Here is a 26,453-nt window from a genome sequence, read left to right on the forward strand (position 1 = left end):
CGAACATGTCGCGCACGCGGCTTGCACCGACACCCACGAACATTTCCACAAAGTCGGAGCCGGAGATGGTGAAGAACGGCACGCCGGCCTCGCCCGCAATGGCGCGCGCCAGCAGCGTCTTACCGGTGCCCGGAGGGCCGACCAGCAGCGCGCCCTTGGGGATCTTGCCGCCCAGGCGCGAGAATTTCTGCGGATTGCGCAGGAACTCGACGATCTCTTCCAGCTCTTCCTTGGCCTCGTCGATGCCGGCCACATCGTCAAAGGTGACGCGGCCATGCTTCTCGGTCAGCATCTTTGCCTTGGACTTGCCGAATCCCATGGCGCCGCCTTTGCCGCCGCCCTGCATCCGGTTCATGAAATAGATCCACACCCCGATCAGCAGCAGGAACGGGAGCAGCGTGATCAGGAACGACTGGAAACCGGACTGCTGCTGCTTTTCAGCGCGCACCGGGATGTCGTTTGCGATCAGCAGCGAGGTGACCTCGGCGTCGCCCGGCTTGATGGTGACATAGTTCTGCCCGTCGGTGGTGGTGTAGCGCACCTGTTCCCCGTCCAAGGTGACGGTGCTGACCTTGCCGGTTTCAACCGAGCTGACGAAGTCAGAAAAAGTGCGTTCACGGCTCTGCATCGTGCTGCCGGAACCGCTGAACAAATTGAACAGCGCCAGAATCAGCAGAAACAGAACAACCCAAAAGGCGATATTGCGAGCGTTGCCCAAGGAAAGTTCTCCCTATCAGTTAGGCGCACCTCACAGGCCGCCTGCGTTGTGCTTAAAATAAGGATCATTCGGGCAGGTTCAATGAGATAAAAGGGATGCAAAGAACTCTTCTTCGCTTCCAGCGGTTTCAGCCGACCAGCCATTGGCCATTCCCGCCGCGGGCGCAGCGGCCAGCCGGGCGCCGCGCCACACCGCCGGGGTGGCCTCCAGCACCGGCCCCGGCACGCCGGCGGCGCGCCAGTCGGGGCATTGCGCCAGCCCCTGCCGCCCCAGCGCCCGCACCTCGCATCCCTTTGCGTCGCCGCCGAAAATCTTCCACCTGCCGTCCCAAAGCTGCCCCGGCAACGCGGTTACCCCGTTCACGGCATTGTATTCCCGGCAAACCCAGACCTGCTTGGCAGTGCAGACCAGACGGCAGCCTGCCAGGGTGGCGGAGCTGCCGCTTCGCGCCGCCAGGACCGCTTTTTCCATCGGCACCCGGCGCGGCGGATAGGCGGCGCCGGACACCCATTGGACCGCGCGCACCAGCAGCCGGTGGCTGATTTCGACGGGCAAGGTGCGGAACTTGCGCTGGCACAGCACAACCGCGCCCGCCTGCACATGGGCCAGATCGCGGGCGGCCAGAAAGACGTACCAGTCAAGCGCCTCACGGGCCTTGGACATGTTCCGGGCGATGCTGGCCAGCACTTCGGGCGTCACCCCCAGCGGCGCCAGATGCTCCAGCGCCTTGCGCACCCGCACCCGTTCAAACCGGGTATCCTCGTTGCTTGGATCCTCGGCCCAGTCCACGCCGCGCGCTTCCAGATAGCGGCGCAGCTCGCTGCGGGTCACATCCAGAAGCGGCCGCAGCAGGGTCACCCCCTTGTGGGTGCGCCGCGCCGCCATGCCCGACAGCCCCGTCACGCCAGAGGCCCGGGCCATGCGCATCAGCACCGTTTCGGCCTGATCGTCCGCCGTGTGGCCAAGCGCCAGCACCGGGATGCCGTGCTGCCGCGCCCAGCCGCACAAAAGCTCATACCGCGCTGCCCGCGCCTGCGCCTGCAGGTTGCCGTCCTGCGGCCTGTCCGTCCAGTGTAGCACCTCATGGGGGATGCCAAGCCGGGCCGCTGCCGCGCCGGCCGCTGCCGCCTCATCCGCTGAACCGGGGCGCAGCCCGTGGTCGACGGTTGCCGCAAAAAGCTGCACCTCGCCGCTGCCGAAACAGTCGTGCAGCAGATGCATAAGAGCCATCGAATCACCGCCGCCGGACAGGGCAATTCCCAGCTTGGCGGGCAGAGCAGACCGGAACTGACTGCGCACCAGGGCCGGGATATCCCGCCCGGCCTCGGTCAAGAGCAGCCCAGCTTGGCCAATTCGGCCCTGGCCTCTTCTTCCGCGCTGGTGCCCGGGAACCGCACGCCGACTTCGGACAGCGTCACGCAGGCCTGATCGGTCTGCCCCAGACGGCCCAAAGCCGCGCCCAGCTCAAACAGCGCCTTGGGCGCCACCGGGCCGGCGGAATTGCCTGAAAAGGCCGCCAGATAGGCCCGGGCCGCTTCGCGGGTGTCGCCCAGCCCGTCCAGCGCCTTGCCGCGGCTGAACTCGGCCGCCGCCGCCAGCGGGCTGCCCGGATAGGCCTGGTTGAACGCCGCAAGCTTTTCTGCCGCTTCCTGGTACTGGCCTTCGGCCAGCAGCGCCTCGGCGGCGTCGAAATCGGCCTGTTCGCCAATCGCCAGTTCGCCGCCCGCGGTGCCGCCGTCCGCGGTTTGCGGGGCTACCGCCACCGCCGCCGGCAGTTCGCCGCCGCCCAGCGTGGTGGTTTCGCCCAAGGCGCCGACATCGCCGCCTTCCAGCTCGACCAGGCGGAACTCCAGATCGCCGATCCGATTGGTGCCATCGGCAACAATCCGGTCGATCCGGTGGCCCAGTTCCTCGGTCTTCAGGGTCAGCCGCTGCAGTTCGCCTTCAATCGCGGCGACCCGGTCCAGCACCGTGTTGCCGGAGACGTCCGCAGACGGGGATCCGGTGGTGGACAGCTCGCGTTTCAGCCGCTGCACCTCCACATGCAAGACGGTCAGCTCCTGGCGGATGTCCGCCAGGGTCTGCTGGTCCTGCGCCGCCAGCGGCAGCGGCAGCAGCATCACAGTGGCCAAAAGCGCGGTGCGCAGAGGTTTCATGCCGTTACCCCGTCAGGCCGCCAGCCAGCACGGTGACAGCGCGGCGGTTCTTGGAATAGCAGGTCTCGTCCGAGCAGATCTCCAGCGGGCGCTCCTTGCCATAGCTCAACACCTTGATGCGGCCGCCGGCAATGCCCTGGGAGATCAGGTATTCGCGGGCGGCATTGGCGCGTTTGGCGCCCAGGCCCAGGTTGTATTCGCGGGTGCCCTGCTCGTCCGCGTGGCCCTCGATGGTGACCGCGTAATCGGCGTTCTGCGCCAGCCAGCGCGCCTGCCCCTGCAGGGTGGCCTGGGCGGCAGGCGACAGCGTGTGCTGATCGACCGCAAACAGAACCCGGTCGCCAACGGACTGGCGGAAATAGGCCGGGCTGGCGGGATCCAGTGCCCCGGCACCGGCGCCCGCACCTGCGCCGCCTGCCCCGCCGGCGCCGTTCAAATCGTCATTCCAGGGTTTGTTGCTGCAGGCTGCAAGCCCCAGCACGGCCACTGCCGCGATCGCCAATTTCAAGCCGCTCATGATGTCTGCCTATTCCTTTGCGTTTCTTGCCCCGACGTTATCATAAGCCCGGGTCTGGTTCCATGCGGGTATCCCCGCCTTTATGGCCCTGTTTCCGCAGCATTCACTTCTGCAGCGGCGACCACGACGGGTCCGACGCCCCGTCCGGCGTCTTGACCGGCTTCAGGTTGCGCCCGGTGATATCCACCGAGTAAAGAAGCGCCCGCCCGGAGCTGCCCTGGCTTTCACGGGTGAACATGATCACCCGGCCATTGGGCGCCCAAGTCGGCCCTTCATCCAGGAAGGAGGCGGTCAGCAGCCGCTCCTCGCTGCCGTCTGTGCGCATCACGCCGATGTGGAACCGGCCCTTGTTCTGCTTGGTGAAGGCCACCATGTCGCCGCGCGGCGACCAGACGGGCGTGCCATAGCGGCCCTCGCCGAAGCTGATCCGCCGCGCTTCGCCGCCGCCTGCGGGCATCACATAGAGCTGCTGGCTGCCGGACCGGTCGCTTTCGAACACGATCTGGCTGCCATCGGGCGAGAACGACGGCGCTGTCTCGATCGAGGGGGCCGAGGTCAGCCGGGTGTTGGCACCGGTGCTGATGTCCATCGAGAACAGGTCGGTGTTGCCGCCCTGGGTCTGGGAATAGACGATGGTGCGCCCGTCCGGCGCAAACCGCGGCGCAAAGCTCATGGTGCCGTCGCCGCTGGACAGCACCTTGCGCTGCACCTGGCCCACGTCCAGCACATGGATCTGCGGAAAGCCGCTTTCATAGCTGGTATAGAGCACCCGGTCGCCGGTGGGCGAGAACCGCGGCGCCAGCACGATGGAGGCGCTGTTGGTCAGGTACTGCACATTGGCGCCGTCGTAATCCATCACCGCCAGCCGCTTGCGGCGGTCGTTCTTGGGGCCGCTTTCAGAGACATAGACCACGCGGCTGTCGAAATAGCCGCTCTCGCCGGTAATTTCGCTGTAGATGGCATCGGCCACCTTATGCGCCATCCGCCGCCAGCCGTCGGTGGTGCCGGTGAACTGCAGCGCGGTTTCCAGCTCCTTTTCCGCAAACACGTCATAGCCGCGGAACCGCACCGTCAGCCCGTTGCCGGTGACGCTGACCGCGCCGGTGATCAGCGCCTGGGCGTTCACCGCCTTCCAGTCGGCAAATTTCACCGGGCCGTCGAACGCCGCCACCTTGGAGATGTGGGCGCTGGCAGGCACCTCCCGGAACAGGCCGGTGCCGCTGAGGTCAGAGGCGATCACCCGCGCGATTTCGGCGGCGTATTCCGCTGCCGCCGGGGTTTCCGGCACGAAATCCGGCACCGCGTAGGGCAACGGCTCGATCACACCCTGGTCGATTTCGATGCGGAGCGGCCCGGTCTGCGCCGCGGCTGCGCCTGCTCCGGCCAGTGCCGAAGCGCCGATCAGGAGTGCTGCCAGAATATTCCTCATTTGATCCGCATCCTTTCCGGATTGAATGTCATCTCAATATCACGCCATTGCGCGTATTTTTCAGCCGGAAGCTGAAATCCACTGGCACCGCAGCGGATAATCGCCCGCCGCGCCGCATCAAAGGCCTGCTGCGCCGCCGAAGACGCGCCGCCGGTGCTGGACAGCATCCGGATCGACCCGGAGTCAGGCCTGCCGTCCTGCGCCAGCGACACCGCAACAACCACAGTTGTCTTCAGCGCGTCGGTGGACAGCGAGCCCACGTTCCAGCACTGCGACACCGCCACCCGCAGGGCGTCCTTTTCCCCCAAGGTCAGCGGCGGGCCGGACGGTTCCGGATCTTCCACATCGGCGCCGCCCGCCAGCGCTTCGGCCAGGGCGTCCGCCACGGCCGAGGACGTGCCGGACGGCTCCGGCTCTGCCGGCTCTTCCGGCTTTGCCGGCTGGGCCGCTTCGGTAACCTGCGTGTCCGGTGCCGGCTGCGGCTTCGGCCGCGACGGCCGGGTCACGGGGCGCTTGGAAACAGCCGGCGCGGCGGAGGCCGCAATGTCCTCGCCCTCGTTCTCTTCTGTGACGATCCGGTCGCTGGCGGCCTCGCGCGCAGTGGCTTCCTGCGTCTCTTGCTCGGTCTCGGCCCCCTCGTCCGGCGCGACCTCGGGCTGAACGACATCGTCGATCCGGGTGTCTGGCTCCGGCGGCGCAACGGGTTCCGGCGCCACCCGGTCCACCGGGCGCGGCGCGGCCTCCGGCCTCACCCGCGGCACCAGCGCGGCGATCTCCGGCTCTTCCGCCGCCGGCGGCGGCGCATCAGGCACCTCCGGCTCGGGCTGCGCATCGGGCAGCTCTGCCACCTGCGGGTCAGGCTCTGCCGGCGCGACCGGCTCGGGCCGGGACACCTCGGGCTCCGGGTCCGGCTGCGGAGCGGACTCCGGCGCGGGCTGCACCTCCGCAGGCTCGTTCAACGGTGCGGGCTCCGGCGCGACCTGCGGCGCCTTGCGCTGCTGGCTCAGTTTCTCGAATTCCTCCGCGGAGATCAGCGCCACCTGCTGCACATTGGACGGCAGGGGTTCGGACGGGAACCAGGCGCCGAAGACGACCCATGTCATCAACAGCCCATGGCCTGCCAGCGAGATTTTGGTTCCGGTCTGCACCACGTGCGTCCCCGCCTACTGCCCCGTGCCTTCGGCTTGCCGCCCGTCCAAGGCCGGGCCGCCAGTATCCGTGACCAGCCCCACGTTGGAAAAGCCGCCCGCATTCAGCGCGCCCATCACCTGCATCACGTCCGCATAGGCGATCTTGCCGTCCGCGCGCAGGAACACCCGGTCCGAGGACCGCTCTGCCGCAATCGCCCGCAGCTTGGGCACCAGTTCATCGCGCACCACCGGGGTGGTCTGGATCTCCACCCCGCCCTCGGCGGTCATGGTCACGGTCAGCGGCTCTTCCTCGTCGCCCGGCAAGGCCCCGGCGGCGGTCTTGGGCAGTTCCACCGGCACGCCGACGGTCATCAGGGGTGCGGCCACCATGAAGATGATCAGCAGCACCAGCATCACGTCGACAAACGGCGTGACGTTGATCTCGGACATCGGCGCGCCCCGGCGGCGGCGGCGTCCCCGGCGGCGGTCGCCGCCCCCCGAAGGCTGCTGGACTGCGGCGCCCATCGCCTCAGGAATCCAGCTGGCGGCTGAGGATGGTGGCGAACTCGTCGGCAAAGGCCTCGTAGCCGCCGATGATGCGGTCGCTGTCCGCGCTCAGCTTGTTGTAGAACACAACCGCCGGAATGGCCGCCAGCAGGCCCAGACCGGTCGCCATCAGCGCCTCGGCAATGCCGGGCGCGACGACGGCCAGGTTGGTGTTCTGCTGCTCCGCAATTTCGATAAAGGCGGTCATGATGCCCCATACGGTGCCGAAAAGCCCCACAAACGGCGCGGTGGAGCCGACGGTGGCCAGCACCGACAGGCCGCCCTGCAGCCCCTCGGTCTCCTTGGCGATGGCGACATCCATCGACCGGTCGATGCGCGCCTGCGCGCCGGGGATCAGCCCGCCGTCGCTGCGGTGGCTGCGCCGCCATTCAGTCATCCCTGCGGAAAAGATCCGCGCCGCCTGTCCCGGCGGCTCTGCCCCCACCTGGTCGAACAGCTGATCCAGCGGGTTGCCGGACCAGAACGCCCGGTCGAAGGCATCCGCCTCCTGCCGCGCCTTGCGGTAATTGATCATCTTCTGAATGATGATGCCCCAGGACCAGATCGAGGCCCCGACCAGCATCAGCATCACCAGTTTCACGGTCACGGTGGCCCGCGCAAATAGGCCCCACATGGAGAAATCAATCTCCTGCGCCAGCGCCAGAGTTTCTGCTTCCATTCGCCTGCTCTACGGTTTTTCCCGGCCGTTTATCCGGCCTTATTTGGCAAGACGCTAGCGCAGTTCAATGGCAAAGACCATCAAAACAGGCGGCAGTGTGCCAAATGTTACCGCAATGCGCGAATCTCTGCCGGCAGCCGCGCCGGTTTGCCGCCCGTGGTGATGCAGACGATGGTGACCTGGGCGCGGAACAGCGGCTGGCCGTCGCGGGTGACGTCCTGGATCAGGGTCATCCGGGCGGGGGTCACAGCGTGCATCGAGGTGGTGACCAGCAGCTCCTCGTCGAATTTCGCAGGCGCCAGGTAATCCGCCTCGATCCGGCGCACCACATAGATCAGCCCGGCCTCGCGCATGGCGTTCTGATCGACGCCGATGCCGCGCACCCAGTCGCTTCGGGCGCGTTCGATGAAGCGCAGGTAATTGGCGTGATAGACGATCCCGCCCATGTCGGTGTCCTCGTAATAGACCCGGACGGGGAATTGGTGGTTCATTGCCGTCACAGTAAGTCCATCCGTTTCAAAAGAAGCCCCAACACTGTCAGTCCTAGTGACTGCGCGATCACTTTCAGCTTCTCGGTTCTGAGGCTTTCCCCTTTGCCTTCGCGTGCCCGCCACAGACCGTTGCCGATAATCCAGAGAGCAAGAGCACTCGTCAGCAACCCGACGGAAGTCAGCGCATGAAACTGCCAAGCTTCAACCGCACCGTCTACGACAAGCCACCCCATTGCCAGAACCATCAAGGCAATACCGGCCGCGGCAAAGGGATAGGACTTTCGCACAGCTCGGCCTGCAGACCCCTCAGACCACTTGCCGTGTTCCGCAGGTAACCTCAACAAAGCCGACCAGGTAAGGAATGACCAAACAAGAAAAACAATAAAAATAAAGCCGCTCAATTTCAGCGCGATGCCAAGAAAGCTCATTTTCCCTCCAACTGCGGCAAGCCTTATTGCAGCTCGTACTCCGCCAGCATGTCATAACGCGCGCCTTGCGGTGCCAGCGTCGACTGAAACAGTGCAAAACGCTCCACTTCGCAGTCCAGCCGAAAACCTGCCGCTCCCGCGAGATACCGCGCGATCTTCTCCACCTGCCCCGCCTCCAGATGCCGGGGAAAGCGCGCCAGCGTGACATGCGGACGGAAGCGCTCACGCGGCAGGTCCAGGCCCGCTTCGCGGCAGGCGCTGCGGACACGGCCACGCAGCTGGGTCAGCTCCGGTGTTGCTTGAACCTCCGCCGCCAGCACCCGCGGCAGCTTGCCGCCAAAGGTGTCCAGCCCGCGGAAAGAAAGCGTCAACGGCGGCGCGCTGATCTCCGCCAGCGATTGGTGCAGCGTCTCAAGCACTGCCTCCGGCTGGTCGTCCAGAAAGGCGAGCGTCAGGTGCATGTTCTCTGTCGGCACATGCCGCCCCACCGTCAGCCCCTCCTGCAGGCGCTCCAGCACGTCCAGGGCTGCATCCGGCAGCGGCAGGCCCACGAAAGCGCGCATCAGGACTGCGGCTGATCCGCCGTCGGCGCCTGCAGGCGCGCGAACAGGCGCAGGGCGTGGGATTTGTCGTCTGCCGCCACCGGCATCATCCGGTCATATGCTGCGGCAATCACGCCCGCGATCTCCGGGCGCAGGATGGTGGCACCGGTTTCCGGCAGCACCGCCAGCGGCGAAGCCTCGGCAAAGGCCGCATCGCCCCACAACAGCGCCGCCTGCACTGCCTGGGTCAGCGCCAGGGTCTCGGCCGGGATCTGCGCCATCGCGCCCTTCATCCGCAGGAACACGAACCCCGCCTTGATGCCGCCCTGATCGTCAAACCGGAACGCGCGGTACTGGCTGGCGCCCGCCTCCTTCAGCCGCGCGACCAGCGGCTGCAGGCCCGGGATCAGCCGGTTCAGATCCGGCACCTCCAGCAGTTCGTCCCAGTCGCGAAAGAAGAAGAACATCAGGTTCGAGCCCAGCTCCGGGTCGGTCTCGGCCATCTGGTGGCCCGCCAGCGTCATCACCGCCTCCAGCGCGCCCTTGAGGGTCTTGAGGGTCTCGTCCTGCACCCCGAACACGATCGGCGCCACTGGCCGCCCCCAGCGGGCAAAGGCATAGGCACCGTCGTTGCGGGTGAACAGGGCTTCGATCTGCTCCGGTGTCAGGTCTCGCAGCTGGGCGGTCATGGGCGTCTCCTTCGTCTGCCCCGTCTATGCCGTCTGCGCCGCGCGGCGGCAAGGGGGGCGGCTCCCGCGCCTGCCCGGCCTCCTGGCTGCGCCAGGCCGCCGGCAGCAGTCTTGGGCCCGGCGCCGCTGGCGCGGCGCAGACCTGGATTGAGCGCAGCCGCGCCGTGCGTCAGCGCGGCGCCCCGCCCAACGGGTGCAGGCGCATCTGCGATGCGCCGGCGGCGGGCGGGAGCGCCTCCCTGGAAGAGAAAATGACCCCTCGCAAATAGGTCAGCTGTCCTGCCGCAATGTTTCGCGCGCGAAACATTCGGACAGAAACACTGACACAACTTATGGTGGTGCGCGCTGCTTTTACCCGAACAGGTCGTTCTGGCTGCGCGGCGGCGGCATTCCGAGGTGCGTCCAGGCCTTTTGCGCCAGCATCCGCCCGCGCGGCGTGCGCTGGATCAAGCCCTGCTGCAAGAGGTAGGGTTCAATCACCTCCTCCAGCGCGTCGCGGCTCTCTGACAAGGCGGCCGAGATCGTCTCGATCCCCACCGGACCGCCGCCGTAGTTTTCGGCGATCAGTTTCAAATAGCGGCGGTCAGCCCCGTCGAGTCCCAGCTGATCCACGCCCAGCCGCGTCAATGCGCCGTCGGCCAGTTCCCGGGTGATGGTTCCATCGCCCTCGACCACCGCAAAGTCCACCACGCGGCGCAGGAGCCGCCCGGCGATCCTGGGGGTGCCGCGCGCGCGCCGCGCGATCTCGCGGGCGCCGGCGTCATCGGCGGGCGCGCCCAGCTTGAGGGCGTTTCGGCTGACGATCTCAAACAGTTCATCAATAGTGTAGAACTGCAGCCGGGTCGGGATGCCGAAGCGGTCCCGCAGCGGCGTGGTCAGAAGGCCCATGCGGGTGGTGGCGCCGACCAGGGTGAAGGGCTGCAGCTCGATCCGCACGGTGCGCGCCGCCGGCCCTTCGCCGATCACCAGGTCCAGCTCGAAATCCTCCATCGCCGGGTACAGCACCTCCTCCACCGCCGGGTTCAGACGGTGAATTTCGTCGATGAACAGCACGTCGCGGGATTCGAGGTTGGTGAGGATCGCCGCCAGATCCCCCGCCTTGGCCAGCACCGGGCCGGAGGTCATGCGGAAGTTCACCCCCAGCTCGCGCGCGACGATCTGCGCCAAGGTGGTCTTGCCGAGGCCGGGCGGGCCGTGGAACAGCGTGTGGTCCATCGCCTCGCCGCGGCGGCGGGCGGACTCGATGAAAACGCGCAGGTTGGCGCGGGCCTCGGCCTGGCCGATGAATTCGCCAAGTCCCTGCGGGCGCAGGGCGCGGTCGTTTTCCGCAGCACTGTCTTCCGGCAGCGGTTCGGGGCGCAGGGCGGGGTCGGCGTCAATCACAGGCATTTCCCCTGATACAAAGGGCAGCGCCCGGCCGCGGGCGGAAGCGAAGCGCCCGCCCATGGGGGCGGTCGGGCGCTGCCCGGCCTGTCGGCCCGGCGGTACATTGAGATTTCACGCCCAAGTCCATTATCCTTTCGGCGCCAGCAGGCGCAGTGCGGCGCGGATCAGTTCCGGCTCATCGGCATCCGGCCAGGTGGCCGCGGCTTCCGCCACCGCAGCGGCGGCGTCGGAAGGGCCGTAACCCAGATTGCCCAGGGCCGACAGCGCCCCGGCGGAGGCGGCAGCCGCACCGCTCGGCTTCTTCGGCGGCGCTTTGCGGGCCGGTTTGGCGGCGGGTGCCGGATCAGCCGCCTCGACCAGCTCCAGCCCGGGTCCGTCCATCGCATCGGCCACTGTGCCGCCCATTGCCATCACGCCGGGCGCCTTGTCCTTCAGATCCAGCACGATCCGCTGCGCGGTCTTGGGGCCGACCCCCTTGGCCGCCTTGACCGTGGCCCAGTCGCCCAAAGCAATCGCCCGGCTGACCCCGTCCGGACCCAGCGCGCCGAGAATGGCCAGCGACACCTTGGCCCCAACCCCCTGCACCGAGGTCAGCAGCCGGTGCCATTCCTTCTCTACCAGCGAGGTGAAGCCGTAAAGCTGCATCAGGTCCTCGCGCACCACCAGATCGGTGTACAGCGCGACGGGCTCCCCCGCGCCCGGCAGCGCCGCCATGGTGCGGTCGGAGCAATAGACGATATAGCCGACGCCGCGCACGTCAATCAGCACATGATCCTGCGCCCGGTAGTCGAGGCGGCCCGTCAGTTTTCCAATCATGCCAGCGGTCCGGTCATGCGCGTTTCTCCTTCAGCTGCCGCTGCTGCGTGCCCCTGTAATAGGCGTGGCAAATGGCAATCGCCAGCGCGTCCGCTGCATCGGCGTTTTTCGGCAGGCAGCCCGGCAGCTGCAGCTTGACCATATGCATCACCTGCTCCTTCTCGGCGTGGCCCACGCCCACCACCGTTTTCTTGACCCGGTTCGGGGCGTATTCCCCCACCGGCAGCCCGGCCTTGGCCAGTGTCAGCAGCGCCACGCCGCGCGCCTGGCCCAGCTTCAGCGTGCCGGCGCCGTCCTTGTTCACGAAGGTCTGTTCGATCGCCGCCTGGTCCGGGGCAAAGGCCTCGATGATCTCGGTGACCTGATTGTGCAGCGACAGGAGCCGCTCGCCCAGATCATCGCCGTCGGAGGTGCAGACGCCATTGGCGACATGGCTCAGCCGGGTGCCGCGCGATTCGATCACGCCCCATCCGAGGTTCCGCAACCCCGGATCAATTCCCAAAATCCGCATGATGTGCCCGGTCCCTGCCTGCTTGTCAGAAATTTATTTTTCCCACCGCTAGCACAAAACGCGAACATGTCCAATTGCTTTCCGGCTGCCCGCAGCCGCGAAGCGGCGCTGCCGTGGTCTGAAACCGACCCCTTGCAGAGGCGGAAGCGACATTTTCCGGCCAATTTCCCTGCCGCGCGGAAAGCCCTTGTTTATAAGGGTTTAAGCTATGCACAGACTGCATATGACACATGCAATTTCGGATCTTGCCGCGCTGAAAGTTCGCCACTAGATGCCCGCCATCGCACCACAGAGACGATCGCCAACACCAGATCAGAGGACAAGGACATGGCCGCTTTCGACACCACCCGCACCACCTATGGGTCCACCGGCCTGTTTGGCCGCATCGGCGCCCTCGCTGCCAGCGCTGCTGGCGCTTTTGCTGCCTGGAACGACGCCCGCGCAACCCGCAACGTGCTGTCGGGCCTGACCGACCGCGAGCTGGCCGACATCGGCCTGTGCCGCGGCGACATCGAAACTGTCGCGGCTGGCAAACCCGTATTCTGAAACCCTTTCTTCAGCCCTGCCGCCTCCCTCGGGGCGAATAGGCGGGGCGAATAGGGAAATGCCGCGGACCCGCACCGGGCCGCGGCGTTTTTTTGTCTGGACGCCCCCCCTACCAAGGCACGTTTTCCGGGCATGAAAAAGGCCGCCAGCTCCCCCTGCCGGCGGCCTTTCTGCGGCCCCGCAGCTGACCCGGCGGTCAGCGCAGCACGGGCCCGATCTTCTGGGCGATAAAGACGGAGACCGGATCGGCCTGCATGATAAAGGCCCCAGCGCGCTCCACTGCGCTGCCGCCCGCAAGCGTCCGCACCCGCTGGTCATAGCTGCCAAAGCCCAGCGCGGCCATCAGGAAGCCCTTGAACAGCAGAAACGCCGCAGCGAAGAAAACCAGCGTGCGGGCGGAAATCCGGGATTGCACGCTGCCCGGCTTGATCACCAGCAGCCCGTCCGGCCGCAGCTTTGCCGAGTAACCCCCGGCCATGGCTTCATGTTTGCGGTTGATCTGCTTCAAACGCGCCTGGAACTGATCATGATGTTCCCCCATTACGAGCCTCCGAACTGGCCCCCACCAGCGGATGGCTCATTCTTGGCTCGAAATGAGGCGAAAATGCGGCAAACCCTTAAAATTCATCGCAAACTTAAATCAATTACCCCGCTTTGCGCAGAAGTAACGTTGTCCATTCACCAATTTCGTCCCGGCGTTCAAGATTGACGCCGTTCTGTGCATAAACGGCGACCACGCCGTCGGCCTGCTCGTTCAGGATACCGGAGAGAATCGCATAGCCGCCGGGGCGCAGATTCGCCGCCAGATCGGGGGCCAGGGCCACCAGCGGCCCCTTCAGAATATTGGCGAAGATGAGATCGTAGGGCGCCTGCGCCTGCAAGTCCGGATGATCGAACCCGGCCGCTTCGAGGCAGATGACCTGGCCTTCCATGCCGTTGGCCTTCAGGTTGGCCTCGGCGACGTCCACCGCCACCTCGTCGATGTCGCTGGCCAGAATGGCGCCGTCCCAGACCCGCGCGGCGGCCATCGCCAGAACCGCGGTGCCGCAGCCGATATCCGCCACTTTTTCGCCCCGAAAGCCCTGGTCCAGCAGGTGATCCAGCGCCTTGAGGCAGCCAAGGGTGGTGCCGTGGTGGCCGGTGCCGAACGCCATGGCGGCCTCGATCAGCAGCGGAATGCGGCCAGCGGGCAGCTTGTCCGCGTCGTGGCTGCCGTAGACAAAGAAGCGGCCCGCCTCAACCGGCGCCAGCTCGCGGCGGACATGGGCGACCCAGTCGGTTTCCGGCACTTCGGAGACGACAAAGGGTTTGGCGTCATGCATCGCGGCCAGCAGGGCAAGGCCCGCCTCATCCGGGGCTTCGGTGAAATAGCCGCCGACCTCCCACAGGCCGGAGCCGTCCTCCACCTCAAAGACGCCGATGCCGGTGGGCTCGGGGTTCAGCCGCTCCATCGCGTCACCCAGTGCTTCGGCCTGGGCTTTTCCTGGAAGGGTCGTGAGGGCGGTGAAGGTGGTCATAGCGTCTCTCCTGAAGCTGTTGGCAAGCGCCTAGGCTGCCGCGCGCCCCGCGTCAAGCGCCGCCCGCCTGGCTCCAGACCGGGCAGCGCCCGGGCACATCAAGAGCGCGGGCGCCACGGGGCTGTCCGGTCATTCGGCCGGCGCGGGACGGGCGTATTTGCTGAAAATGGTCTCGTTGCCGGGCTCCGGATGGCGCGGGATCAGCAGCGACAGGGACAGCGACACCAGCGCCATGCCCGCCGCCAGTGTAAACACCATGCCCGGCGAATAGACCCACAGCAGCCCCAGCAGCACCGGCAGGAACACCGCGGCGATGTGGTTGATGGTAAAGGCCACGGCAGCGGTAGGGGCAATGTCGCCCGGATCGGCGATCTTCTGGAAATAGGTCTTGAGCGCCAGCGCCAGCGCAAACAGCACATGGTCCACCACATAGAGAACCGCGGCAACCACCACGCCCCAGCCGAACCAGTAGATGCCGCCGTAAGCGGCAAAGACGGCGGCGAGGCCTGCGTATTCGAAGATCAGCGTGCGCCGCTCGCCGAACATGGCCACGGCCTTGCCCAGCATCGGCGCGGCGGTCATGTTGATCACCAGGTTGATCAGGTACAGCCCGGTCAGCTCATGCACCTCAAAGCCGAATTTCTCCACCATCATGAAGCCTGCAAACACCACAAAGATCTGCCGCCGCGCGCCGGCCATGAACTGCAGCGCATAGTAAAGCCAGTAGCGTTTGCGCAGGATCAGTTTCTTGGTCTGCGGGTGCGGCGCGTCGAACTGCGGATAGGCGAACAGCGCAAACAGCGCGATCAGCGCCGTGGCCCCGCCCGCCGCCATGAACACGGTGTTGTAGGCCAGATCGAAGCGGTCCCAGGTCAGCACGATCAGGCCATAGACCACCAGCGTCGCAGCGGAGCCTGCCGCCACCAGCCAGCCCAGCGTCTGCGGCGCCTTTTCCTTGGACAGCCATTGCAGCTGCAACGACTGGTTCACTGTCTCGTAATAGTGAAAGCCGATCGAACTCAGCAGCGTCACCATCAACAGGCCGCCCAGCGACGGGAACCAGGCGGTGACCGCTGTCGCCACCCCCAACAGCACCAATGAGATCATCCCCAGCACCTGCTCGCGGACGAAGATGATGACGGCGATCACCCCCACCGCCAGAAAGCCCGGGATCTCCCGCACCGTGTGCAAGAGGCCGATGTCGGCCCCGTCGAACTGTGCCGCCTCGATCACGAAGTTGTTGAGCAGCGCGCTCCAGGCGTTGAAGGCTATCGGCATCGCCAGCGCCATCAGGAACAGGAGCGTCACGGGACGGCGCCAGAACGGGAGGCCTTGCGCCTCATGCAGGGGCATCGGTTTGAACATGCACCGGATGTACGCCTCCGCGCCCGGTTTGGCGAGAGGCAACAGGCGGCTGCACATCCACCTTTGCGCCAGCGCGCAGAAGCATACCGCCCCCGTCCCTGATCTGCATCAAAGCGTCCTCCTGCAGGACCACATATGCAAACATGTGAATTTGGAGGTGTGTGATGGATCTGGTTCCCCTGGTTGAGCGTATCGGCGAGGCGCCGGCAGCGGCCTTGCTGGGCCTTTTGACCGGCGTTGTCTTTGGCATCGCCGCGCAGCGGTCGCGGTTCTGCCTGCGGGCCGCCACGGTGGAGTTTGCGGGCGGCCGGCTGGGCGACAAGGTGGCGGTCTGGCTGCTGACCTTTTCCACAGCGGTGGTCTGGGTGCAGGCGGCGCAGATGCTGGGGCTGATGGAAAGCGCCGATGCCCGGATGATGGCGGTGCCGGGCAGCTGGTCCGGCGCCATCCTCGGCGGGCTGATGTTCGGCTGCGGCATGGTGCTGGCGCGCGGCTGCTCGGGGCGGCTTCTGGTGCTGGCGGCCACCGGCAACCTGCGCTCGGTGGTGTCGGGGCTGATCTTTGCGGTGGTGGCGCAGATGAGCCTTTCGGGCCTGCTGTCGCCCGCGCGGGACTGGCTGGCCAGGCAGTGGATCACCGGGGGCGGGCGCAATCTGGACCTGCTGGCGGCCCTGGGCATCCCGCAAGCAGGCGGGGTGATCCTGGGGCTTGCCACGGCAGCGCTGGCCCTGGTGCTGGCGCGCCGCAACCGCATCGGCGCGGCGCGGCTGGTCTTTGCCTCCGGCGTCGGGTTCGCCGTCGCGCTAGGCTGGGTGCTGACCTATGCGCTGAGCCAGGTGGCCTTTGACCCGGTGCAGATCGAAAGCGCGACCTTCACCGGCCCCTCCGCCCACACGCTGATGTTCTTCCTGGACCGGGGCGCGGTGCTGGAATTCGACATCGGCCTGGTGCCCGGCGTGTTCATCGGCGCGATGCTGGCTGCGGCTTTTGCCGGGGAGATGAAGCTGCAGGCCTTCGATGACGCCGCCACCATGCGCAAGGCGATGACCGGCGCCGCGCTGATGGGGTTCGGCGGCATGCTGGCCGGCGGCTGCGCCATCGGCGCGGGCGTCACCGGCGGCTCGATCTTTGCAGGCACCGCTTGGGCGGCGCTGTTTTTCATGTGGATCGGCGCGATGGCCACCAGCATCCTGACCGGCGCTGCAGCTGAAACCGCAACGGCCTGAGCCGGTGTTTCAGGCGAGGCTCTGCCTCGCGCTCCGGGATATTTTCAGCCAGATGAATGAAGGATCCACACTTCATCTGGCCCCAAATATCCCGGGGGAGGCCCGCAGGGGCCGGGGGCAGAGCCCCCGTCTGCCGCAGTCCTAAAAGAAACTCTGCGGGTCGATGTCGACGCTCAGCCGCAAGTCGCCCTTCAGCCGCAGCGGCGCGATCCAGCGGGCGATGGCGTCCTGCAGCGGCACGCCCTTGGCCGCCTTGACCAGCAGCCGCACCCGGTGGCGGCCGCGCACCCGGGCGATGGGGGCCGGGGCCGGGCCGAACAGCTGGGCGCCGATCTGGCGCAGGGGACCATCGTTGCGGGCCATCGCATTGCCGAGGTCAAACACCGCCGCCAAATCCGGACCCGACAGGATGATCCCCGCCATCCGCCCGTAGGGCGGCACGCCGGCGGCCTGGCGTTCGGCGGCTTCGGCCTTCCAGAAATTTTCCTCATCCCCCGACAGGATCGCCCGGATCACCGGGTGTTCAGGCTGAAAGGTCTGCATCAGGGCCTCTCCCGGCCGCTCGGCGCGGCCGGCCCGGCCCGCCACCTGGCGCATCAGCTGAAAGGTCCGCTCCGCCGCGCGCAGGTCGGAGCCCTGCAGGCCGAGGTCGGCGTCGATCACCCCCACCAGCGTCAGGAGCGGAAAGTTGTGGCCCTTGGCGACCAGCTGGGTGCCGAGGATGATGTCGGCCTCGCCTGCTGCAATCTCCCCGATCCTCTGTTTCAGCGCGCGGGCGGAGCCGAAGAGGTCGGAGCTGAGCACCGCGATGCGCGCCTCCGGAAACAGGGCGGTGGCTTCCTCCGCCAGACGCTCGATGCCGGGGCCGACGGGGGCCATCTTGCCCTCCACCTCGCAGGAGGGGCAGGCCTCGGGCACCGGCTTGGTTTCGCCGCACTGGTGGCACATCAGCCGCTTCATGAAACGGTGCTCGACCATCCGCGCGTCGCAATGGTCGCAGGCCACCTGCGCGCCGCAGGCACGGCAGATTGTGACCGGGGCAAAGCCGCGGCGGTTCAGGAACAGGAGCGACTGCTCGCCGCGTTCCATTCTGAGGGTCATCGCCTGCTTCAGGGTTGGCGAGATCCAGGTGGCGGGCAGCAGGTCTTCTGACCGCATGTCCACCGCGCGCATCTCCGGCAGCACCGAGGCGCCGAAGCGGGAGGTGAGGTTCAGCCGCTTGTACTTGCCCGCCTCGGCATTGGCCCAGGTCTCCAGCGAGGGCGTGGCTGAGGCCAGCACCACCTGCGCCGAACACATCGCCGCGCGCAGCACCGCCATGTCGCGGGCGTTGTAGAGCACCCCGTCCTCCTGCTTGTAGGAAGTGTCGTGCTCCTCATCGACGATGATCAGGCCAAGGTCGCGGAACGGCAGAAACAGGGCGGAACGGGCGCCGATCACCAGCTGCGCCGCCCCCTGCCCGACCATTTTCCAGACCCGGCGGCGTTCGGTCATGGTGGCGCCGGAGTGCCACTCAGCCGGTTTGGCACCGAACCGGGCCTCGACGCGGGTCAGGAATTCGGCGGTCAGCGCGATCTCCGGCAGCAGCACCAGCGCCTGCCGCCCGGCGCGCAGGGCGGCGGCAACGGCCTCCAGGTAGACCTCGGTCTTGCCGGAGCCGGTGACGCCCTTCAGCAAGGTTGTCCCGTAGCGCCCGCTGTGCACGGCATCTGCAAGCGCAGCTGCCGCGTTGGCCTGGTCGTCGGTCAATTGCTTGGAAGGCAGTTCCGGGTCCAGATGCGGATAGGGGGTGTCGCGCGGCGCTTCCTCCTCGCGCAATGCGCCCTGTTTCACCAGCCCCTTCACCACCGAAGGCGTGACATCGGCCATATCCGCCAGCTCGCGCGGGGTGAAGGCGAGGCCGCCGAACTCCTCCAGCACCTCCAGCACGCGGGTGCGGGCCTCGGTCATCCGGTCCGGCACGCCGTCGCCCCGGCGCAGGATCTTGCGCATCGAGGGCGGATCGCTGAGGCCCGGCGCGCGGGTGGCCAGCCGCAGCATCGCGGGCATCGGGGTCAGGGTGTAGTCGGCGGCTTTGCCGAGGAACTGGCGCATCTCGCTGCGCATCGGCGCGACATCCAGCACCCGGATCACCGAGCGCAGCTTGGCCGAATCGAAGTCCCCGGCACCCGGCCCCCAGACCACGCCCAGCACCTTGCGCGGCCCCAGCGGCACCTCGACATAGGCGCCGAGGTAACAGCCGCCCTCCGGCGCGCGGTAATCCAGCAGCCGGTCAAGGGGTTGCGTGGTCAGAACCCCGACCCTTTCGCCTGCCTGAAAGAACTCCTGCCCGCTCATGCTGCTGCCCATGTTGCCGCCCGTAATCCCATGAGGTAAAGGCTGAGGCGACCGAGGCCAACCCATCCAAAGGACTGCCCCATGAAATTCTTCGTAGATACCGCCGAGATCGACGCGATTGCCGAGCTGAACGATCTGGGCATGGTGGACGGTGTCACCACCAACCCGTCGCTGATCAAGAAATCCGGCCGCGACATCATCGAGGTCACCAAGGAGATCTGCGCCCTGGTCGACGGTCCGGTGTCGGCGGAAGTGACCGCAACCGATGCGGAAACCATGATCGCCGAAGGCCGCAAGCTGGTGGAGATCGCCGAGAACATCGCCGTCAAGGTGCCGCTGACCTGGGACGGCCTCAAGGCCTGCAAAACCCTGACCGATGACGGCCACATGGTGAACGTGACCCTGTGCTTCTCCGCCAACCAGGCGCTGCTGGCAGCCAAGGCGGGCGCGACCTTCATCTCCCCCTTCGTCGGGCGTCTGGATGACATCAACCTGGACGGCATGGAGCTGATCGAGGACATCCGCATCATCTATGACAACTACGGCTTTGACACGCAGATCCTGGCGGCCTCGATCCGTTCGGTGAACCACGTGCTGGATTCGGCCCGCATCGGCGCCGACGTGATCACCGCGCCGCCCGCGGTCATCAAGGCAATGGTGAACCACCCCCTGACCGACAAGGGCCTGGATGCCTTCCTCGCCGACATCAAGGCGGCAGAGATCAAGATCCTCTGATCTTCCTGCCGGACCGGATGCAACACAAGGCGCCCCGCTGCGGGCGCCTTTTTCTTTGGCCAGTGCTTCTTTGGCAGGTGTTTCTTCGGAATGTGTTGCTTTGGCCGCTGCGGGCCAAGCGCTCCCGCACCGCCAAGCCCCCCGGCTGACGCCGGGCCGCCTGGAGCGGCTTGGGCCCGGCAGCGCGCCTGCCAGCGCGCTGCCGCGGCGCTGTTGCGCCGCTGCGCCGGGCATCTGCCCGGCGCCCGGCCCAACGGGAGCGGGGCATTGCGATGCACCGGCGACGGGCGGGAGCCTGCCTGCGCGCGGCAATTTCTGCCGGTCCGGAATTTTTCCGCAGCATTGCGCGAATCCCGTGTTATACACGTCACCAAACCCGTCAGAGGTCCGGAGCCGTAAGAGTTCACCCATGAGCAGTACAAGCCCTTCAGTCAGCCTGGAAGACCAGCTGCGCGAGGCGATCCTCGCCAAACCCGACGCGGTGCTGGAAGACCAGCACCTGATGAACGCCCTGGTCGCCGCCAATGAGCGCGCGATGGGCTCCAACGTCGTCGACCTGCGCGGCATCGCGATGGAGCGGATGGCGGCGCGGCTCGACCGGCTGGAGGACACCCACCGCTCGGTCATCGCCGCGGCTTACGACAACCTGGCCGGCACCAACCTCATTCACCGCGCCGTGCTGCGGCTGCTGGAGCCGCGCGATTTCACCGCCTTCCTCGCCTGCCTGGAACAGGACATGCCGGAGATCCTGCGTGTCGATGCCCTGGCGCTGGTGCTGGAAACCGCGCAGCCCGGCGGCGCCGCGGTCGAGCGCAAGTCGGGCGCACTGAAACTGGCAGGCCCCGGCTTCACCGAAAGCTATGCCGGACAGCCCGGCAGCCAGCGCACCGTGACCCTGCGCCAGACCCAGGGCGGCAGCCCGCGGGTCTATGGGCAAAAGGCCGAATGGATCCGCTCCGAGGCCTGCCTGATGCTGGATCTGGGCGAAGGCCGCCTGCCCGGGATGCTGGTGCTGGGGTCGGAAGACCCGCATCAGTTCTCGCCGATGCAAGGCGCTGATCTGCTGGGCTTTTTCAGCGGCGTTTTCGAACGTTCGATGCGCTGCTGGCTGTCATGACCCTGATCTCCCCGGCCTGCCGCGATGCGCTGCAGCTCTGGCTGGAGCGGCTGGGCGGGCTGGAGGATGCCTCGGCCAACACGCTGGCGGCCTACCGCGGCGATGTGACCGCCTTTCTGGCCTTCATGACGCAGCACTTTGGCGGCCCGCAGGGACTGGGCGCGCTGGCGCGGATCACCACCGCCGACATGCGGGCCTGGATGGCGTCGGAGCGCAACTCCGGCACCGGCGCGCGGTCGCTGGCACGCAAGCTGTCGGCGGTCAAGACCTTCTACCGCTGGCTGGCCAAGCGCGAGGGGTTTGAGCCTGCCGCGGTGCTGCTGGCGCGCGCGCCCAAGTTTCAGAAAAAGCTGCCCCGTCCGCTGGCGCCGGAGGCCGCCAAGGCGGTGCTGGAGACGGTGGAGCTGCAATCGGACACGGACTGGGTGGCCGCCCGCGACGTGGCGGTGGTCACGCTGCTCTATGGCTGCGGCCTGCGGATTTCCGAGGCACTGGGGCTGAAGGGCGCCGACGCGCCGCTGCCGCAGGTGCTGCGCATTCTGGGCAAGGGCCGCAAGGAGCGCGTGGTGCCGGTGCTGCCCGCCGCCCGCGCCGCGGTGGACCGCTATCTGGCGCTGTGCCCGCACCCGCAGGAACGCGCGGCGCCGCTGTTCCGCGGTGTGCGCGGCGGCGCGCTGAACCCGCGCCAGATCCAGGAGGTGATGGCCAAGACCCGTGCCCAGCTGGGGCTGCCCGCCACCGCGACCCCGCATGCGCTGCGCCACAGCTTTGCCACCCACCTGCTGGAGGCGGGCGGCGATCTGCGCGCCATTCAAGAGCTTTTGGGCCATGCGTCGCTGTCGACCACCCAGGCCTATACGGCAGTGGACACCGCCCATCTGATGGATGTCTACATGCGCGCCCACCCCAAGGCGTGACTTGACCCGGCGCGGTTTCCGGCCTTTGCTGGCACCAGGGAGGCCTGCCCATGCCCGTCTCACAGCCTGAAGACCCCATCCTGACCAGCACGCTCACCTGCCCGTCCTGCGGGCATCAGGCGACGGAAAGGATGCCGCAAGACGCCTGCCAATGGTTCCACGAATGCCCGGGCTGCCGCAGCCTGCTGCGGCCCCGGCCCGGCGACTGCTGCGTGTTCTGTTCTTACGGCACCGTGCCCTGCCCGCCGGTGCAAACAGGACGCGGCTGCTGCGGCTGAGCCCGCCGGCGCCGGATCGGCCGGCCTGAGCTCGATTAGCTAAAATGCGCGCTATTTTTGCACGCTGCGGCAAGCCGGTGTTAAGGCCGCTGCGGCTTTATGGCGGAAACCGATCCAGAAAGGATTCCGCTATGACCATTCCCGGTTCTGCCGCCCTCTATGCCGATGGCGCCCCTGCCGCCCCCGCCCCGCCGCCCGGCGGCCAGCCGCGGGAGCGGATGGGCGATCTGCCGTGCGGGGCGCCGTTCTCCTCCCCCGATATCACCGACCCCGTCCCCTTTGGCCGCCGCATGGCCCGCATCCAGTTTTTTGCCGGCACGGAATTCCGCTCAAAGCTGCATTGAACGGTTGCGGGACCGGGGCAAATTCGCCATCAGGGACCCATGACACCACAGATCCGCGCCCTCTCCGTTCACCTGCTCACCGCAACCGGCGCCGTCTTCGCCATGCTGTCGATGCTGGCAGCGGCGGAGGGCAAGTGGAGCCTGATGTTCGTCTGGCTGGTGGTCGCCTTTGCGGTGGACGGCATCGACGGCCCGCTGGCGCGGCATTACCACGTCAAGCGCTATTCGCCTGAGTTCGACGGGGTCCTGCTGGACCTGATCATCGACTATCTGACCTATGTGTTCATCCCCGCCTTTGCGCTGTTCCAATCGGGGCTGATGGCGGGCTGGACCGGCTGGTTTGCGATCATCGTGATCACCTTTGGCAGCGCGATGTATTTTGCCGACACGCGGATGAAGACCAAGGACAATTCCTTCTCCGGGTTTCCGGGCTGCTGGAACATGCTGGTGCTGGTGATCTTTGCGCTGGAGCCCAGCCATTGGACCAGCCTGGTGCTGGTGACGCTGCTGTCCATTGCCATGTTCCTGCCGCTGAAATTCATTCATCCGGTGCGCACAGCCCGCTGGCGCAAGGTCTCGCTGCCGATGGCGCTGGCCTGGACGTTCTTTGCCGGCTGGGCCGCCTGGGTCGATTTCCACCCGTCCAGCTGGGCCCATTGGGGTCTGGTGGTCACCTCGGTCTACCTGCTGTTTGTCGGCATCGCCCAGCAGATCATTCCCGAACGCCGCCGCGCGCCCTCGCATCCCTGATCCTGCCGCGGCCCGCACGCGCGGCCCTGCACCGGCCACGCATTTTCGCAGGCGCCCCAGGGCTTTGGCAAACCGCCGAAAGTTTGAATGGGTTTTGCATTAGAAAGCGGCCGCGCCGGTAAGCCGGATTTAACGGGCAACTGCGGACACTGACCGGGACTTTGCCCTCGCGGCAGCGATCACAGGAGACCGCCATGCATTCCGTATCCGCCCCTGCCCTCGCCCCAAGCGGGCTGAGCAACGCCTTGAACGCAGTGACCGGCAGCAAACAGCCGGGGCCGCCCGACCATGCCAAGGCCTGGGGCTGGCGCGCCAAGCAGGCCGGCGCCGCCGAGGCCGCACAGCCGCCGGCGGGCGGCACCTCCGGCACCGCGGAGACCGGCGGCGCAGCCCCGGCAGACAGCGCCGCAGAAGCCGCCGCCGCACCCGTCTCTGAGGCTCCGTCCGAAGCTGATATGGAATCGGTGATCCTGGCGCTGATCAGCGATTTTTCCGAAACTTCCGGCGCGGACACCGCACCGCTGTATGACCAGGTGAAGGCCCTGTTTGCCTGACCCCTTGCCGTGCCGCCCCCCCGGCACGATTTGCTCCCGCGGGGACGCTGCCCCGCTGTGCCCTGCGGGCCTGGAACCCCTGTTTCTTATTCAGCGCAATTGAAGCCCCGCAAGACACAGCGGCCAGCCTGCAAGGTCAGATCAGCAGGCCCGCGGCGCCTTCGTGTTTCAGCAGGGCAACCTTGGTTTCCACCCCGCCCTGGCCGGAAAACCCGCCCAGCCCCGTGGCGCTGAGCACGCGGTGGCAGGGGATGATCACAGGGATCGGATTGCCGCCGCAGGCATTGCCCACCGGCTGGGGCGGGGCGCCGAGATCCTTGGCAATCTCCCCATAGGTGCGGGTTTCGCCAAAAGGGATCGCCTGCATCGCCTCGCAAACCGCCTTTTGGAACTCAGAACCCTCCACATGCAGCGGCAGATCGAATTCCGTCAGCTCCCCGGCGAAATAGGCGCGCAGCTGCGCCACTGCCCGGTCCAGCAAGGCCGACCGCCCCGTTGCCGCCGCAGACCAGTCCAGCCGCACAAGCGCACCGCCCCGTTCTGTCACGCTGAGCGCGCCGACAGGTGTTTCAAGGCTGGCTGAAATCATCCTGCCTCCCCGGCTCTGCCACAGGCCCCATCATCCCCGGGAATTTCCCTGCTGGCAAGGCCGCCTGCGCCCGGTTGCCGCAAGCGCGGTTAATGCCGCGTTAACCAATGCTAAGAGTTCCTCACCCAATTACATCAAATTATCATAAAGTGGGTCTCAAGAACGAAGCGAAGGGTAATCAAATGCTGTCTGCAGTTTCCGGCACCGCCAGTCTCTATAACGGCATGAAGCAGATGCAGGCTGCGTACCGCAAGCAGCCCATGATCGCGGAGGCAGGCGGCCAGCCGGTGGATACGCCGCTGATCGACGGCACCACCCGGGGCATCGGCCGCAGCCTGCAGCGGCAGCAGGTGCTGAGCGACGCCCGCACGGAGGCGCTGACTGCGCAGTATATCGGCCCGGCCCGCGACGCGGCCCGCACCGGTGCGCTGAACCTGAAGCAGGTGAACGACATCGGCATGGCCGCGTTCTATCAGGACCTGATGAATGGCTGCCAGGCCGGCCCCAAACCGGTCAGTGCGCTTCAGGCGGAAGCCAGCTATATCAAGGCCCGGCTTATCACCGGCTCATAAGGCCGGCTTCCAGGCTGGTTTTTCAGGCCCATTTGCGGGCCGCCCGCCCGGCCGCTACGCCCTGCGGAACCGCGTTAACCTGCTGTTAAGCGTCTTATGTTAACCTTCGCTTAAGACCGGTTCACAGCCAACGCGAAGGACCCGCTCTATGTTTTTGCCAGTTTCAGGAAGGGTAGATCCTGTCAAACCGAACCGCGGCCATCTGACCGCCCGTCCGGTTGTGCGCTCAGATGACCCGGACCGCAGCGAATCCGCAAACACCAGCCCGCGGGAGCAGGAACCGCATGGCCATCCGCAGGACCCGTCCGGCCGCGATGACCGCCGCAGCCGTCCGGCCGCCGCCGCCCAGCAGGGCACCGGACCGGCGTCCGGCCTGCCGCAGGAAAACCCGGTCCTGGCAGAGCACCTTCTGCTGCAGCGCGCCGAACATCAGGACCCGGGCAGCGAGGCCGAATGCGAGGCGGCCTGCCACGCCTACAAGGCGGTCAAAACCCTGTCAGCCTGACGCAGCCGCCTCTTTGTGCGCCGCCCCTTATTGCAGCTGCGCCCAAAACAGCTCCAGGTGGCGCGACATGATCTCTTCGAACCGGCCGCTGCCGCGCAGCTTTTGCAGGCCCGCATTGATCCGGTAAAGATGGGTGGTGCCGCGCCAGTGGCGCTTGGAAATCACCACATGCAGGCCCTCTTCCGACAGCGGTTTTTCCAGCGGCACGACGGTGTCGCGCAGCCCTTCCCCAACGATTGTGCTGGCGCCCAGGAACAGGTTGACCGCAACCGCGTCCACCTTGCCCTCTGCCACCATGCGGAAGCAATCGGCGGGGGTCTTCGGCTGCACCAGAGTGATTTTGCCGCCGTCCAGCCAGCGGCGCCCGGGACGGTTCAGATCATGGGTGAAATAACCGGCCGGGCGGCACAGGGTCTTGCCCTCGACGTCGGCGTCCTCGCGGTAGTCAAAGCCGCTGTCGGCGCGGGCAAACAGCATGATCGGCAAGGTCATCACCGGGTCCGAGAAATGGAAGCTGGCGCAGCGCTCATTGTCCGGCTCAGCCGCGCAGTCGGGCTTGAGCCAAGGGAAGCCCATATCGAATTCCTTCTGGTCCAGCATCGGGAACAGGTGCTTGGACCAGTCATCCTCCCAGCTCACCGAATAGCTGACTGGCGCAGGCGCCAGCTCCAGCGCGGCGTTGACCAGTTCGGTCACCATCCCCTGCCCCGGCAGGCCGCGGCCGGTGAACGGCGCATAGCCGCCGCCGGTCAGCAGCGTCAGCTCTGCCTTTTCCTGGCGCAGCGGCGTGGCATCCGGGGCGGTGGCGCCGGTGATGCAGGGGATGAACAGCTTGCGGCCCGGCAGCACCGTCGCGCCCGCCAGCAGTTTCTGGTTGTGGTAATAGACCAGCGTCCAGCGCTCGCGGTCGCCATAGTGGGTCTCGGCGATGGAAAACAGCGTGTCGCCGGGCTGCGCCACATAGTCGACATCGCAGATCGCCCAGGCGGCGGCCGGCGCCAGGCTGAAGAAGGCGGCCAACTGGATAAGGCGGGAGAACAGCCGTTTCATGATGGCATCCCCC

Annotated in this window: 32 protein-coding genes; 11 read left to right on the forward strand and 21 right to left on the reverse strand. The window is 66.8% G+C overall.

Features of this window, described 5'->3' with window-relative positions; genetic code table 11:
- The 15 genes from B2P87_RS03115 to ruvC form a co-directional block, all read right to left on the reverse strand.
- A partial coding sequence (locus B2P87_RS03115; protein WP_286851817.1) for an ATP-dependent metallopeptidase FtsH/Yme1/Tma family protein occupies window positions 1-718 on the reverse strand: 718 nt, incomplete at its 3' end.
- A gap of 78 nt (window positions 719-796) precedes the next feature.
- Window positions 797-2,050: a tRNA lysidine(34) synthetase TilS gene (gene tilS, locus B2P87_RS03120; RefSeq protein WP_141889719.1), complete on the reverse strand. Its 1,254-nt coding sequence runs from the start codon at window positions 2,048-2,050 to the stop codon at window positions 797-799.
- Window positions 2,047-2,874, reverse strand: coding sequence for a tol-pal system protein YbgF (ybgF, locus tag B2P87_RS03125; RefSeq protein WP_141889718.1), 828 nt, complete (start codon window positions 2,872-2,874; stop codon window positions 2,047-2,049). Before ybgF ends, tilS begins: the two co-directional genes overlap by 4 nt.
- Window positions 2,875-2,878: 4 nt before the next feature.
- Complete coding sequence (gene pal / locus B2P87_RS03130; protein WP_058286620.1) at window positions 2,879-3,391, reverse strand: peptidoglycan-associated lipoprotein Pal; 513 nt, start codon at window positions 3,389-3,391, stop codon at window positions 2,879-2,881.
- A 103-nt stretch (window positions 3,392-3,494) separates the two neighbouring features.
- Window positions 3,495-4,820 (reverse strand): Tol-Pal system beta propeller repeat protein TolB, encoded by a 1,326-nt coding sequence (gene tolB, locus B2P87_RS03135; RefSeq protein WP_141889717.1) that lies wholly within the window; start codon window positions 4,818-4,820, stop codon window positions 3,495-3,497.
- Window positions 4,817-5,968 carry an energy transducer TonB gene (locus B2P87_RS03140; protein ID WP_141892033.1) on the reverse strand — a complete coding sequence of 384 codons (1,152 nt, stop codon included), beginning with the start codon at window positions 5,966-5,968 and terminating at the stop codon, window positions 4,817-4,819. Before B2P87_RS03140 ends, tolB begins: the two co-directional genes overlap by 4 nt.
- A 15-nt stretch (window positions 5,969-5,983) precedes the next feature.
- Entirely contained in the window at window positions 5,984-6,475 is a 492-nt protein-coding gene (tolR, locus tag B2P87_RS03145; protein WP_141889716.1) for a protein TolR, read from the reverse strand.
- A gap of 4 nt (window positions 6,476-6,479) precedes the next feature.
- Window positions 6,480-7,175: a protein TolQ gene (gene tolQ / locus B2P87_RS03150; protein WP_141889715.1), complete on the reverse strand. Its 696-nt coding sequence runs from the start codon at window positions 7,173-7,175 to the stop codon at window positions 6,480-6,482.
- A gap of 107 nt (window positions 7,176-7,282) precedes the next feature.
- Window positions 7,283-7,666 carry a tol-pal system-associated acyl-CoA thioesterase gene (ybgC, locus tag B2P87_RS03155; protein WP_141889714.1) on the reverse strand — a complete coding sequence of 128 codons (384 nt, stop codon included), beginning with the start codon at window positions 7,664-7,666 and terminating at the stop codon, window positions 7,283-7,285.
- Between the two features lie 5 nt (window positions 7,667-7,671).
- Entirely contained in the window at window positions 7,672-8,094 is a 423-nt protein-coding gene (locus B2P87_RS03160) for a hypothetical protein (protein ID WP_141889713.1), read from the reverse strand.
- A gap of 23 nt (window positions 8,095-8,117) precedes the next feature.
- Entirely contained in the window at window positions 8,118-8,657 is a 540-nt protein-coding gene (gene thpR / locus B2P87_RS03165) for an RNA 2',3'-cyclic phosphodiesterase (protein ID WP_141889712.1), read from the reverse strand.
- The gene (locus B2P87_RS03170; protein WP_141889711.1) at window positions 8,657-9,325 is read right to left on the reverse strand and encodes a hypothetical protein; all 669 of its coding nucleotides are present in this window, start codon (window positions 9,323-9,325) and stop codon (window positions 8,657-8,659) included. Before B2P87_RS03170 ends, thpR begins: the two co-directional genes overlap by 1 nt.
- Window positions 9,326-9,676: 351 nt before the next feature.
- Window positions 9,677-10,708: a Holliday junction branch migration DNA helicase RuvB gene (ruvB, locus tag B2P87_RS03175; RefSeq protein WP_141889710.1), complete on the reverse strand. Its 1,032-nt coding sequence runs from the start codon at window positions 10,706-10,708 to the stop codon at window positions 9,677-9,679.
- Between the two features lie 129 nt (window positions 10,709-10,837).
- Window positions 10,838-11,527 carry a Holliday junction branch migration protein RuvA gene (gene ruvA, locus B2P87_RS03180; RefSeq protein ID WP_141889709.1) on the reverse strand — a complete coding sequence of 230 codons (690 nt, stop codon included), beginning with the start codon at window positions 11,525-11,527 and terminating at the stop codon, window positions 10,838-10,840.
- A gap of 13 nt (window positions 11,528-11,540) precedes the next feature.
- On the reverse strand, window positions 11,541-12,038 hold the full coding sequence (gene ruvC, locus B2P87_RS03185) for a crossover junction endodeoxyribonuclease RuvC (RefSeq protein WP_027236725.1): 498 nt from the start codon (window positions 12,036-12,038) through the stop codon (window positions 11,541-11,543).
- 327 nt (window positions 12,039-12,365) lie between these two features.
- Between ruvC and B2P87_RS03190 the strand changes: the two genes are divergently transcribed.
- Window positions 12,366-12,584, forward strand: a complete 219-nt coding sequence (locus B2P87_RS03190; RefSeq protein WP_141889708.1) for a DUF1127 domain-containing protein — start codon at window positions 12,366-12,368, stop codon at window positions 12,582-12,584.
- A gap of 196 nt (window positions 12,585-12,780) precedes the next feature.
- On the opposite strand, the gene B2P87_RS03195 is transcribed toward B2P87_RS03190, so the two are convergent.
- The 3 genes from B2P87_RS03195 to B2P87_RS03205 form a co-directional block, all read right to left on the reverse strand.
- Window positions 12,781-13,125: a hypothetical protein gene (locus B2P87_RS03195; protein ID WP_141889707.1), complete on the reverse strand. Its 345-nt coding sequence runs from the start codon at window positions 13,123-13,125 to the stop codon at window positions 12,781-12,783.
- A gap of 103 nt (window positions 13,126-13,228) precedes the next feature.
- Window positions 13,229-14,101: a 50S ribosomal protein L11 methyltransferase gene (locus B2P87_RS03200; protein ID WP_141889706.1), complete on the reverse strand. Its 873-nt coding sequence runs from the start codon at window positions 14,099-14,101 to the stop codon at window positions 13,229-13,231.
- A 129-nt stretch (window positions 14,102-14,230) separates the two neighbouring features.
- Window positions 14,231-15,466: an MFS transporter gene (locus B2P87_RS03205; RefSeq protein ID WP_141889705.1), complete on the reverse strand. Its 1,236-nt coding sequence runs from the start codon at window positions 15,464-15,466 to the stop codon at window positions 14,231-14,233.
- A gap of 164 nt (window positions 15,467-15,630) precedes the next feature.
- Here B2P87_RS03205 and B2P87_RS03210 point away from each other — a divergent pair, with 164 nt between their 5' ends.
- Window positions 15,631-16,692: a YeeE/YedE family protein gene (locus B2P87_RS03210; protein WP_141889704.1), complete on the forward strand. Its 1,062-nt coding sequence runs from the start codon at window positions 15,631-15,633 to the stop codon at window positions 16,690-16,692.
- A gap of 141 nt (window positions 16,693-16,833) precedes the next feature.
- On the opposite strand, the gene B2P87_RS03215 is transcribed toward B2P87_RS03210, so the two are convergent.
- Window positions 16,834-19,029 carry a primosomal protein N' gene (locus tag B2P87_RS03215; RefSeq protein WP_141892032.1) on the reverse strand — a complete coding sequence of 732 codons (2,196 nt, stop codon included), beginning with the start codon at window positions 19,027-19,029 and terminating at the stop codon, window positions 16,834-16,836.
- Between the two features lie 81 nt (window positions 19,030-19,110).
- On the opposite strand from B2P87_RS03215, the gene fsa reads away from it, so the two are divergent.
- The 7 genes from fsa (at window position 19,111) to B2P87_RS03250 (ending at window position 23,724) form a co-directional block, all read left to right on the forward strand.
- Window positions 19,111-19,764, forward strand: a complete 654-nt coding sequence (gene fsa / locus B2P87_RS03220) for a fructose-6-phosphate aldolase (RefSeq protein ID WP_008557895.1) — start codon at window positions 19,111-19,113, stop codon at window positions 19,762-19,764.
- Window positions 19,765-20,173: 409 nt separating this feature from the next.
- A complete protein-coding gene (locus B2P87_RS03225; protein ID WP_141889703.1) occupies window positions 20,174-20,881 on the forward strand; it encodes a DUF484 family protein in 708 nt (235 codons plus the stop codon).
- Complete coding sequence (locus B2P87_RS03230) at window positions 20,878-21,798, forward strand: tyrosine recombinase XerC (RefSeq protein WP_141889702.1); 921 nt, start codon at window positions 20,878-20,880, stop codon at window positions 21,796-21,798. Before B2P87_RS03225 ends, B2P87_RS03230 begins: the two co-directional genes overlap by 4 nt.
- A 50-nt stretch (window positions 21,799-21,848) precedes the next feature.
- A complete protein-coding gene (locus B2P87_RS03235) occupies window positions 21,849-22,076 on the forward strand; it encodes a GDCCVxC domain-containing (seleno)protein (RefSeq protein WP_141889701.1) in 228 nt (75 codons plus the stop codon).
- A gap of 131 nt (window positions 22,077-22,207) precedes the next feature.
- Window positions 22,208-22,420, forward strand: a complete 213-nt coding sequence (locus B2P87_RS03240) for a hypothetical protein (RefSeq protein ID WP_058286604.1) — start codon at window positions 22,208-22,210, stop codon at window positions 22,418-22,420.
- A 39-nt stretch (window positions 22,421-22,459) separates the two neighbouring features.
- Complete coding sequence (locus tag B2P87_RS03245; RefSeq protein ID WP_058286603.1) at window positions 22,460-23,170, forward strand: CDP-alcohol phosphatidyltransferase family protein; 711 nt, start codon at window positions 22,460-22,462, stop codon at window positions 23,168-23,170.
- Window positions 23,171-23,364: 194 nt separating this feature from the next.
- Window positions 23,365-23,724: a hypothetical protein gene (locus tag B2P87_RS03250; protein WP_141889700.1), complete on the forward strand. Its 360-nt coding sequence runs from the start codon at window positions 23,365-23,367 to the stop codon at window positions 23,722-23,724.
- A gap of 136 nt (window positions 23,725-23,860) precedes the next feature.
- Here the strand turns inward: B2P87_RS03250 and B2P87_RS03255 are convergent, their stop codons facing one another.
- Window positions 23,861-24,313 carry a methylated-DNA--[protein]-cysteine S-methyltransferase gene (locus B2P87_RS03255; protein WP_141889699.1) on the reverse strand — a complete coding sequence of 151 codons (453 nt, stop codon included), beginning with the start codon at window positions 24,311-24,313 and terminating at the stop codon, window positions 23,861-23,863.
- A gap of 182 nt (window positions 24,314-24,495) precedes the next feature.
- Here B2P87_RS03255 and B2P87_RS03260 point away from each other — a divergent pair, with 182 nt between their 5' ends.
- Entirely contained in the window at window positions 24,496-24,885 is a 390-nt protein-coding gene (locus B2P87_RS03260; protein WP_141889698.1) for a hypothetical protein, read from the forward strand.
- Between the two features lie 148 nt (window positions 24,886-25,033).
- The gene (locus B2P87_RS03265) at window positions 25,034-25,390 is read left to right on the forward strand and encodes a hypothetical protein (RefSeq protein WP_141889697.1); all 357 of its coding nucleotides are present in this window, start codon (window positions 25,034-25,036) and stop codon (window positions 25,388-25,390) included.
- A gap of 27 nt (window positions 25,391-25,417) precedes the next feature.
- On the opposite strand, the gene B2P87_RS03270 is transcribed toward B2P87_RS03265, so the two are convergent.
- Complete coding sequence (locus B2P87_RS03270) at window positions 25,418-26,440, reverse strand: transporter substrate-binding domain-containing protein (RefSeq protein ID WP_141889696.1); 1,023 nt, start codon at window positions 26,438-26,440, stop codon at window positions 25,418-25,420.
- Window positions 26,441-26,453: the final 13 nt, after the last annotated feature.

Origin of the sequence: Leisingera sp. UBA4491 (assembly GCF_002388965.1) — a bacterium.
GTDB classification, from domain to species: Bacteria; Pseudomonadota; Alphaproteobacteria; order Rhodobacterales; family Rhodobacteraceae; genus Leisingera; species Leisingera aquaemixtae.

Excerpts from the sequence above, each read along its gene's own strand:
- ybgF (WP_141889718.1), bottom strand. The coding sequence starts at position 2,874 with ATGAAACCTCTGCGCACCGCGCTTTTGGCCACTGTGATGCTGCTGCCG.
- pal (WP_058286620.1), bottom strand. The coding sequence starts at position 3,391 with ATGAGCGGCTTGAAATTGGCGATCGCGGCAGTGGCCGTGCTGGGGCTT.
- tolB (WP_141889717.1), bottom strand. The coding sequence starts at position 4,820 with ATGAGGAATATTCTGGCAGCACTCCTGATCGGCGCTTCGGCACTGGCC.
- tolR (WP_141889716.1), bottom strand. The coding sequence starts at position 6,475 with ATGGGCGCCGCAGTCCAGCAGCCTTCGGGGGGCGGCGACCGCCGCCGG.
- tolQ (WP_141889715.1), bottom strand. The coding sequence starts at position 7,175 with ATGGAAGCAGAAACTCTGGCGCTGGCGCAGGAGATTGATTTCTCCATG.
- ybgC (WP_141889714.1), bottom strand. The coding sequence starts at position 7,666 with ATGAACCACCAATTCCCCGTCCGGGTCTATTACGAGGACACCGACATG.
- B2P87_RS03160 (WP_141889713.1), bottom strand. The coding sequence starts at position 8,094 with ATGAGCTTTCTTGGCATCGCGCTGAAATTGAGCGGCTTTATTTTTATT.
- thpR (WP_141889712.1), bottom strand. The coding sequence starts at position 8,657 with ATGCGCGCTTTCGTGGGCCTGCCGCTGCCGGATGCAGCCCTGGACGTG.
- B2P87_RS03170 (WP_141889711.1), bottom strand. The coding sequence starts at position 9,325 with ATGACCGCCCAGCTGCGAGACCTGACACCGGAGCAGATCGAAGCCCTG.
- ruvA (WP_141889709.1), bottom strand. The coding sequence starts at position 11,527 with ATGATTGGAAAACTGACGGGCCGCCTCGACTACCGGGCGCAGGATCAT.
- ruvC (WP_027236725.1), bottom strand. The coding sequence starts at position 12,038 with ATGCGGATTTTGGGAATTGATCCGGGGTTGCGGAACCTCGGATGGGGC.
- B2P87_RS03190 (WP_141889708.1), top strand. The coding sequence starts at position 12,366 with ATGGCCGCTTTCGACACCACCCGCACCACCTATGGGTCCACCGGCCTG.
- B2P87_RS03195 (WP_141889707.1), bottom strand. The coding sequence starts at position 13,125 with ATGGGGGAACATCATGATCAGTTCCAGGCGCGTTTGAAGCAGATCAAC.
- B2P87_RS03200 (WP_141889706.1), bottom strand. The coding sequence starts at position 14,101 with ATGACCACCTTCACCGCCCTCACGACCCTTCCAGGAAAAGCCCAGGCC.
- B2P87_RS03205 (WP_141889705.1), bottom strand. The coding sequence starts at position 15,466 with ATGTTCAAACCGATGCCCCTGCATGAGGCGCAAGGCCTCCCGTTCTGG.
- B2P87_RS03210 (WP_141889704.1), top strand. The coding sequence starts at position 15,631 with ATGGATCTGGTTCCCCTGGTTGAGCGTATCGGCGAGGCGCCGGCAGCG.
- B2P87_RS03215 (WP_141892032.1), bottom strand. The coding sequence starts at position 19,029 with ATGAGCGGGCAGGAGTTCTTTCAGGCAGGCGAAAGGGTCGGGGTTCTG.
- fsa (WP_008557895.1), top strand. The coding sequence starts at position 19,111 with ATGAAATTCTTCGTAGATACCGCCGAGATCGACGCGATTGCCGAGCTG.
- B2P87_RS03225 (WP_141889703.1), top strand. The coding sequence starts at position 20,174 with ATGAGCAGTACAAGCCCTTCAGTCAGCCTGGAAGACCAGCTGCGCGAG.
- B2P87_RS03230 (WP_141889702.1), top strand. The coding sequence starts at position 20,878 with ATGACCCTGATCTCCCCGGCCTGCCGCGATGCGCTGCAGCTCTGGCTG.
- B2P87_RS03235 (WP_141889701.1), top strand. The coding sequence starts at position 21,849 with ATGCCCGTCTCACAGCCTGAAGACCCCATCCTGACCAGCACGCTCACC.
- B2P87_RS03240 (WP_058286604.1), top strand. The coding sequence starts at position 22,208 with ATGACCATTCCCGGTTCTGCCGCCCTCTATGCCGATGGCGCCCCTGCC.
- B2P87_RS03245 (WP_058286603.1), top strand. The coding sequence starts at position 22,460 with ATGACACCACAGATCCGCGCCCTCTCCGTTCACCTGCTCACCGCAACC.
- B2P87_RS03250 (WP_141889700.1), top strand. The coding sequence starts at position 23,365 with ATGCATTCCGTATCCGCCCCTGCCCTCGCCCCAAGCGGGCTGAGCAAC.
- B2P87_RS03255 (WP_141889699.1), bottom strand. The coding sequence starts at position 24,313 with ATGATTTCAGCCAGCCTTGAAACACCTGTCGGCGCGCTCAGCGTGACA.
- B2P87_RS03260 (WP_141889698.1), top strand. The coding sequence starts at position 24,496 with ATGCTGTCTGCAGTTTCCGGCACCGCCAGTCTCTATAACGGCATGAAG.
- B2P87_RS03265 (WP_141889697.1), top strand. The coding sequence starts at position 25,034 with ATGTTTTTGCCAGTTTCAGGAAGGGTAGATCCTGTCAAACCGAACCGC.
- B2P87_RS03270 (WP_141889696.1), bottom strand. The coding sequence starts at position 26,440 with ATGAAACGGCTGTTCTCCCGCCTTATCCAGTTGGCCGCCTTCTTCAGC.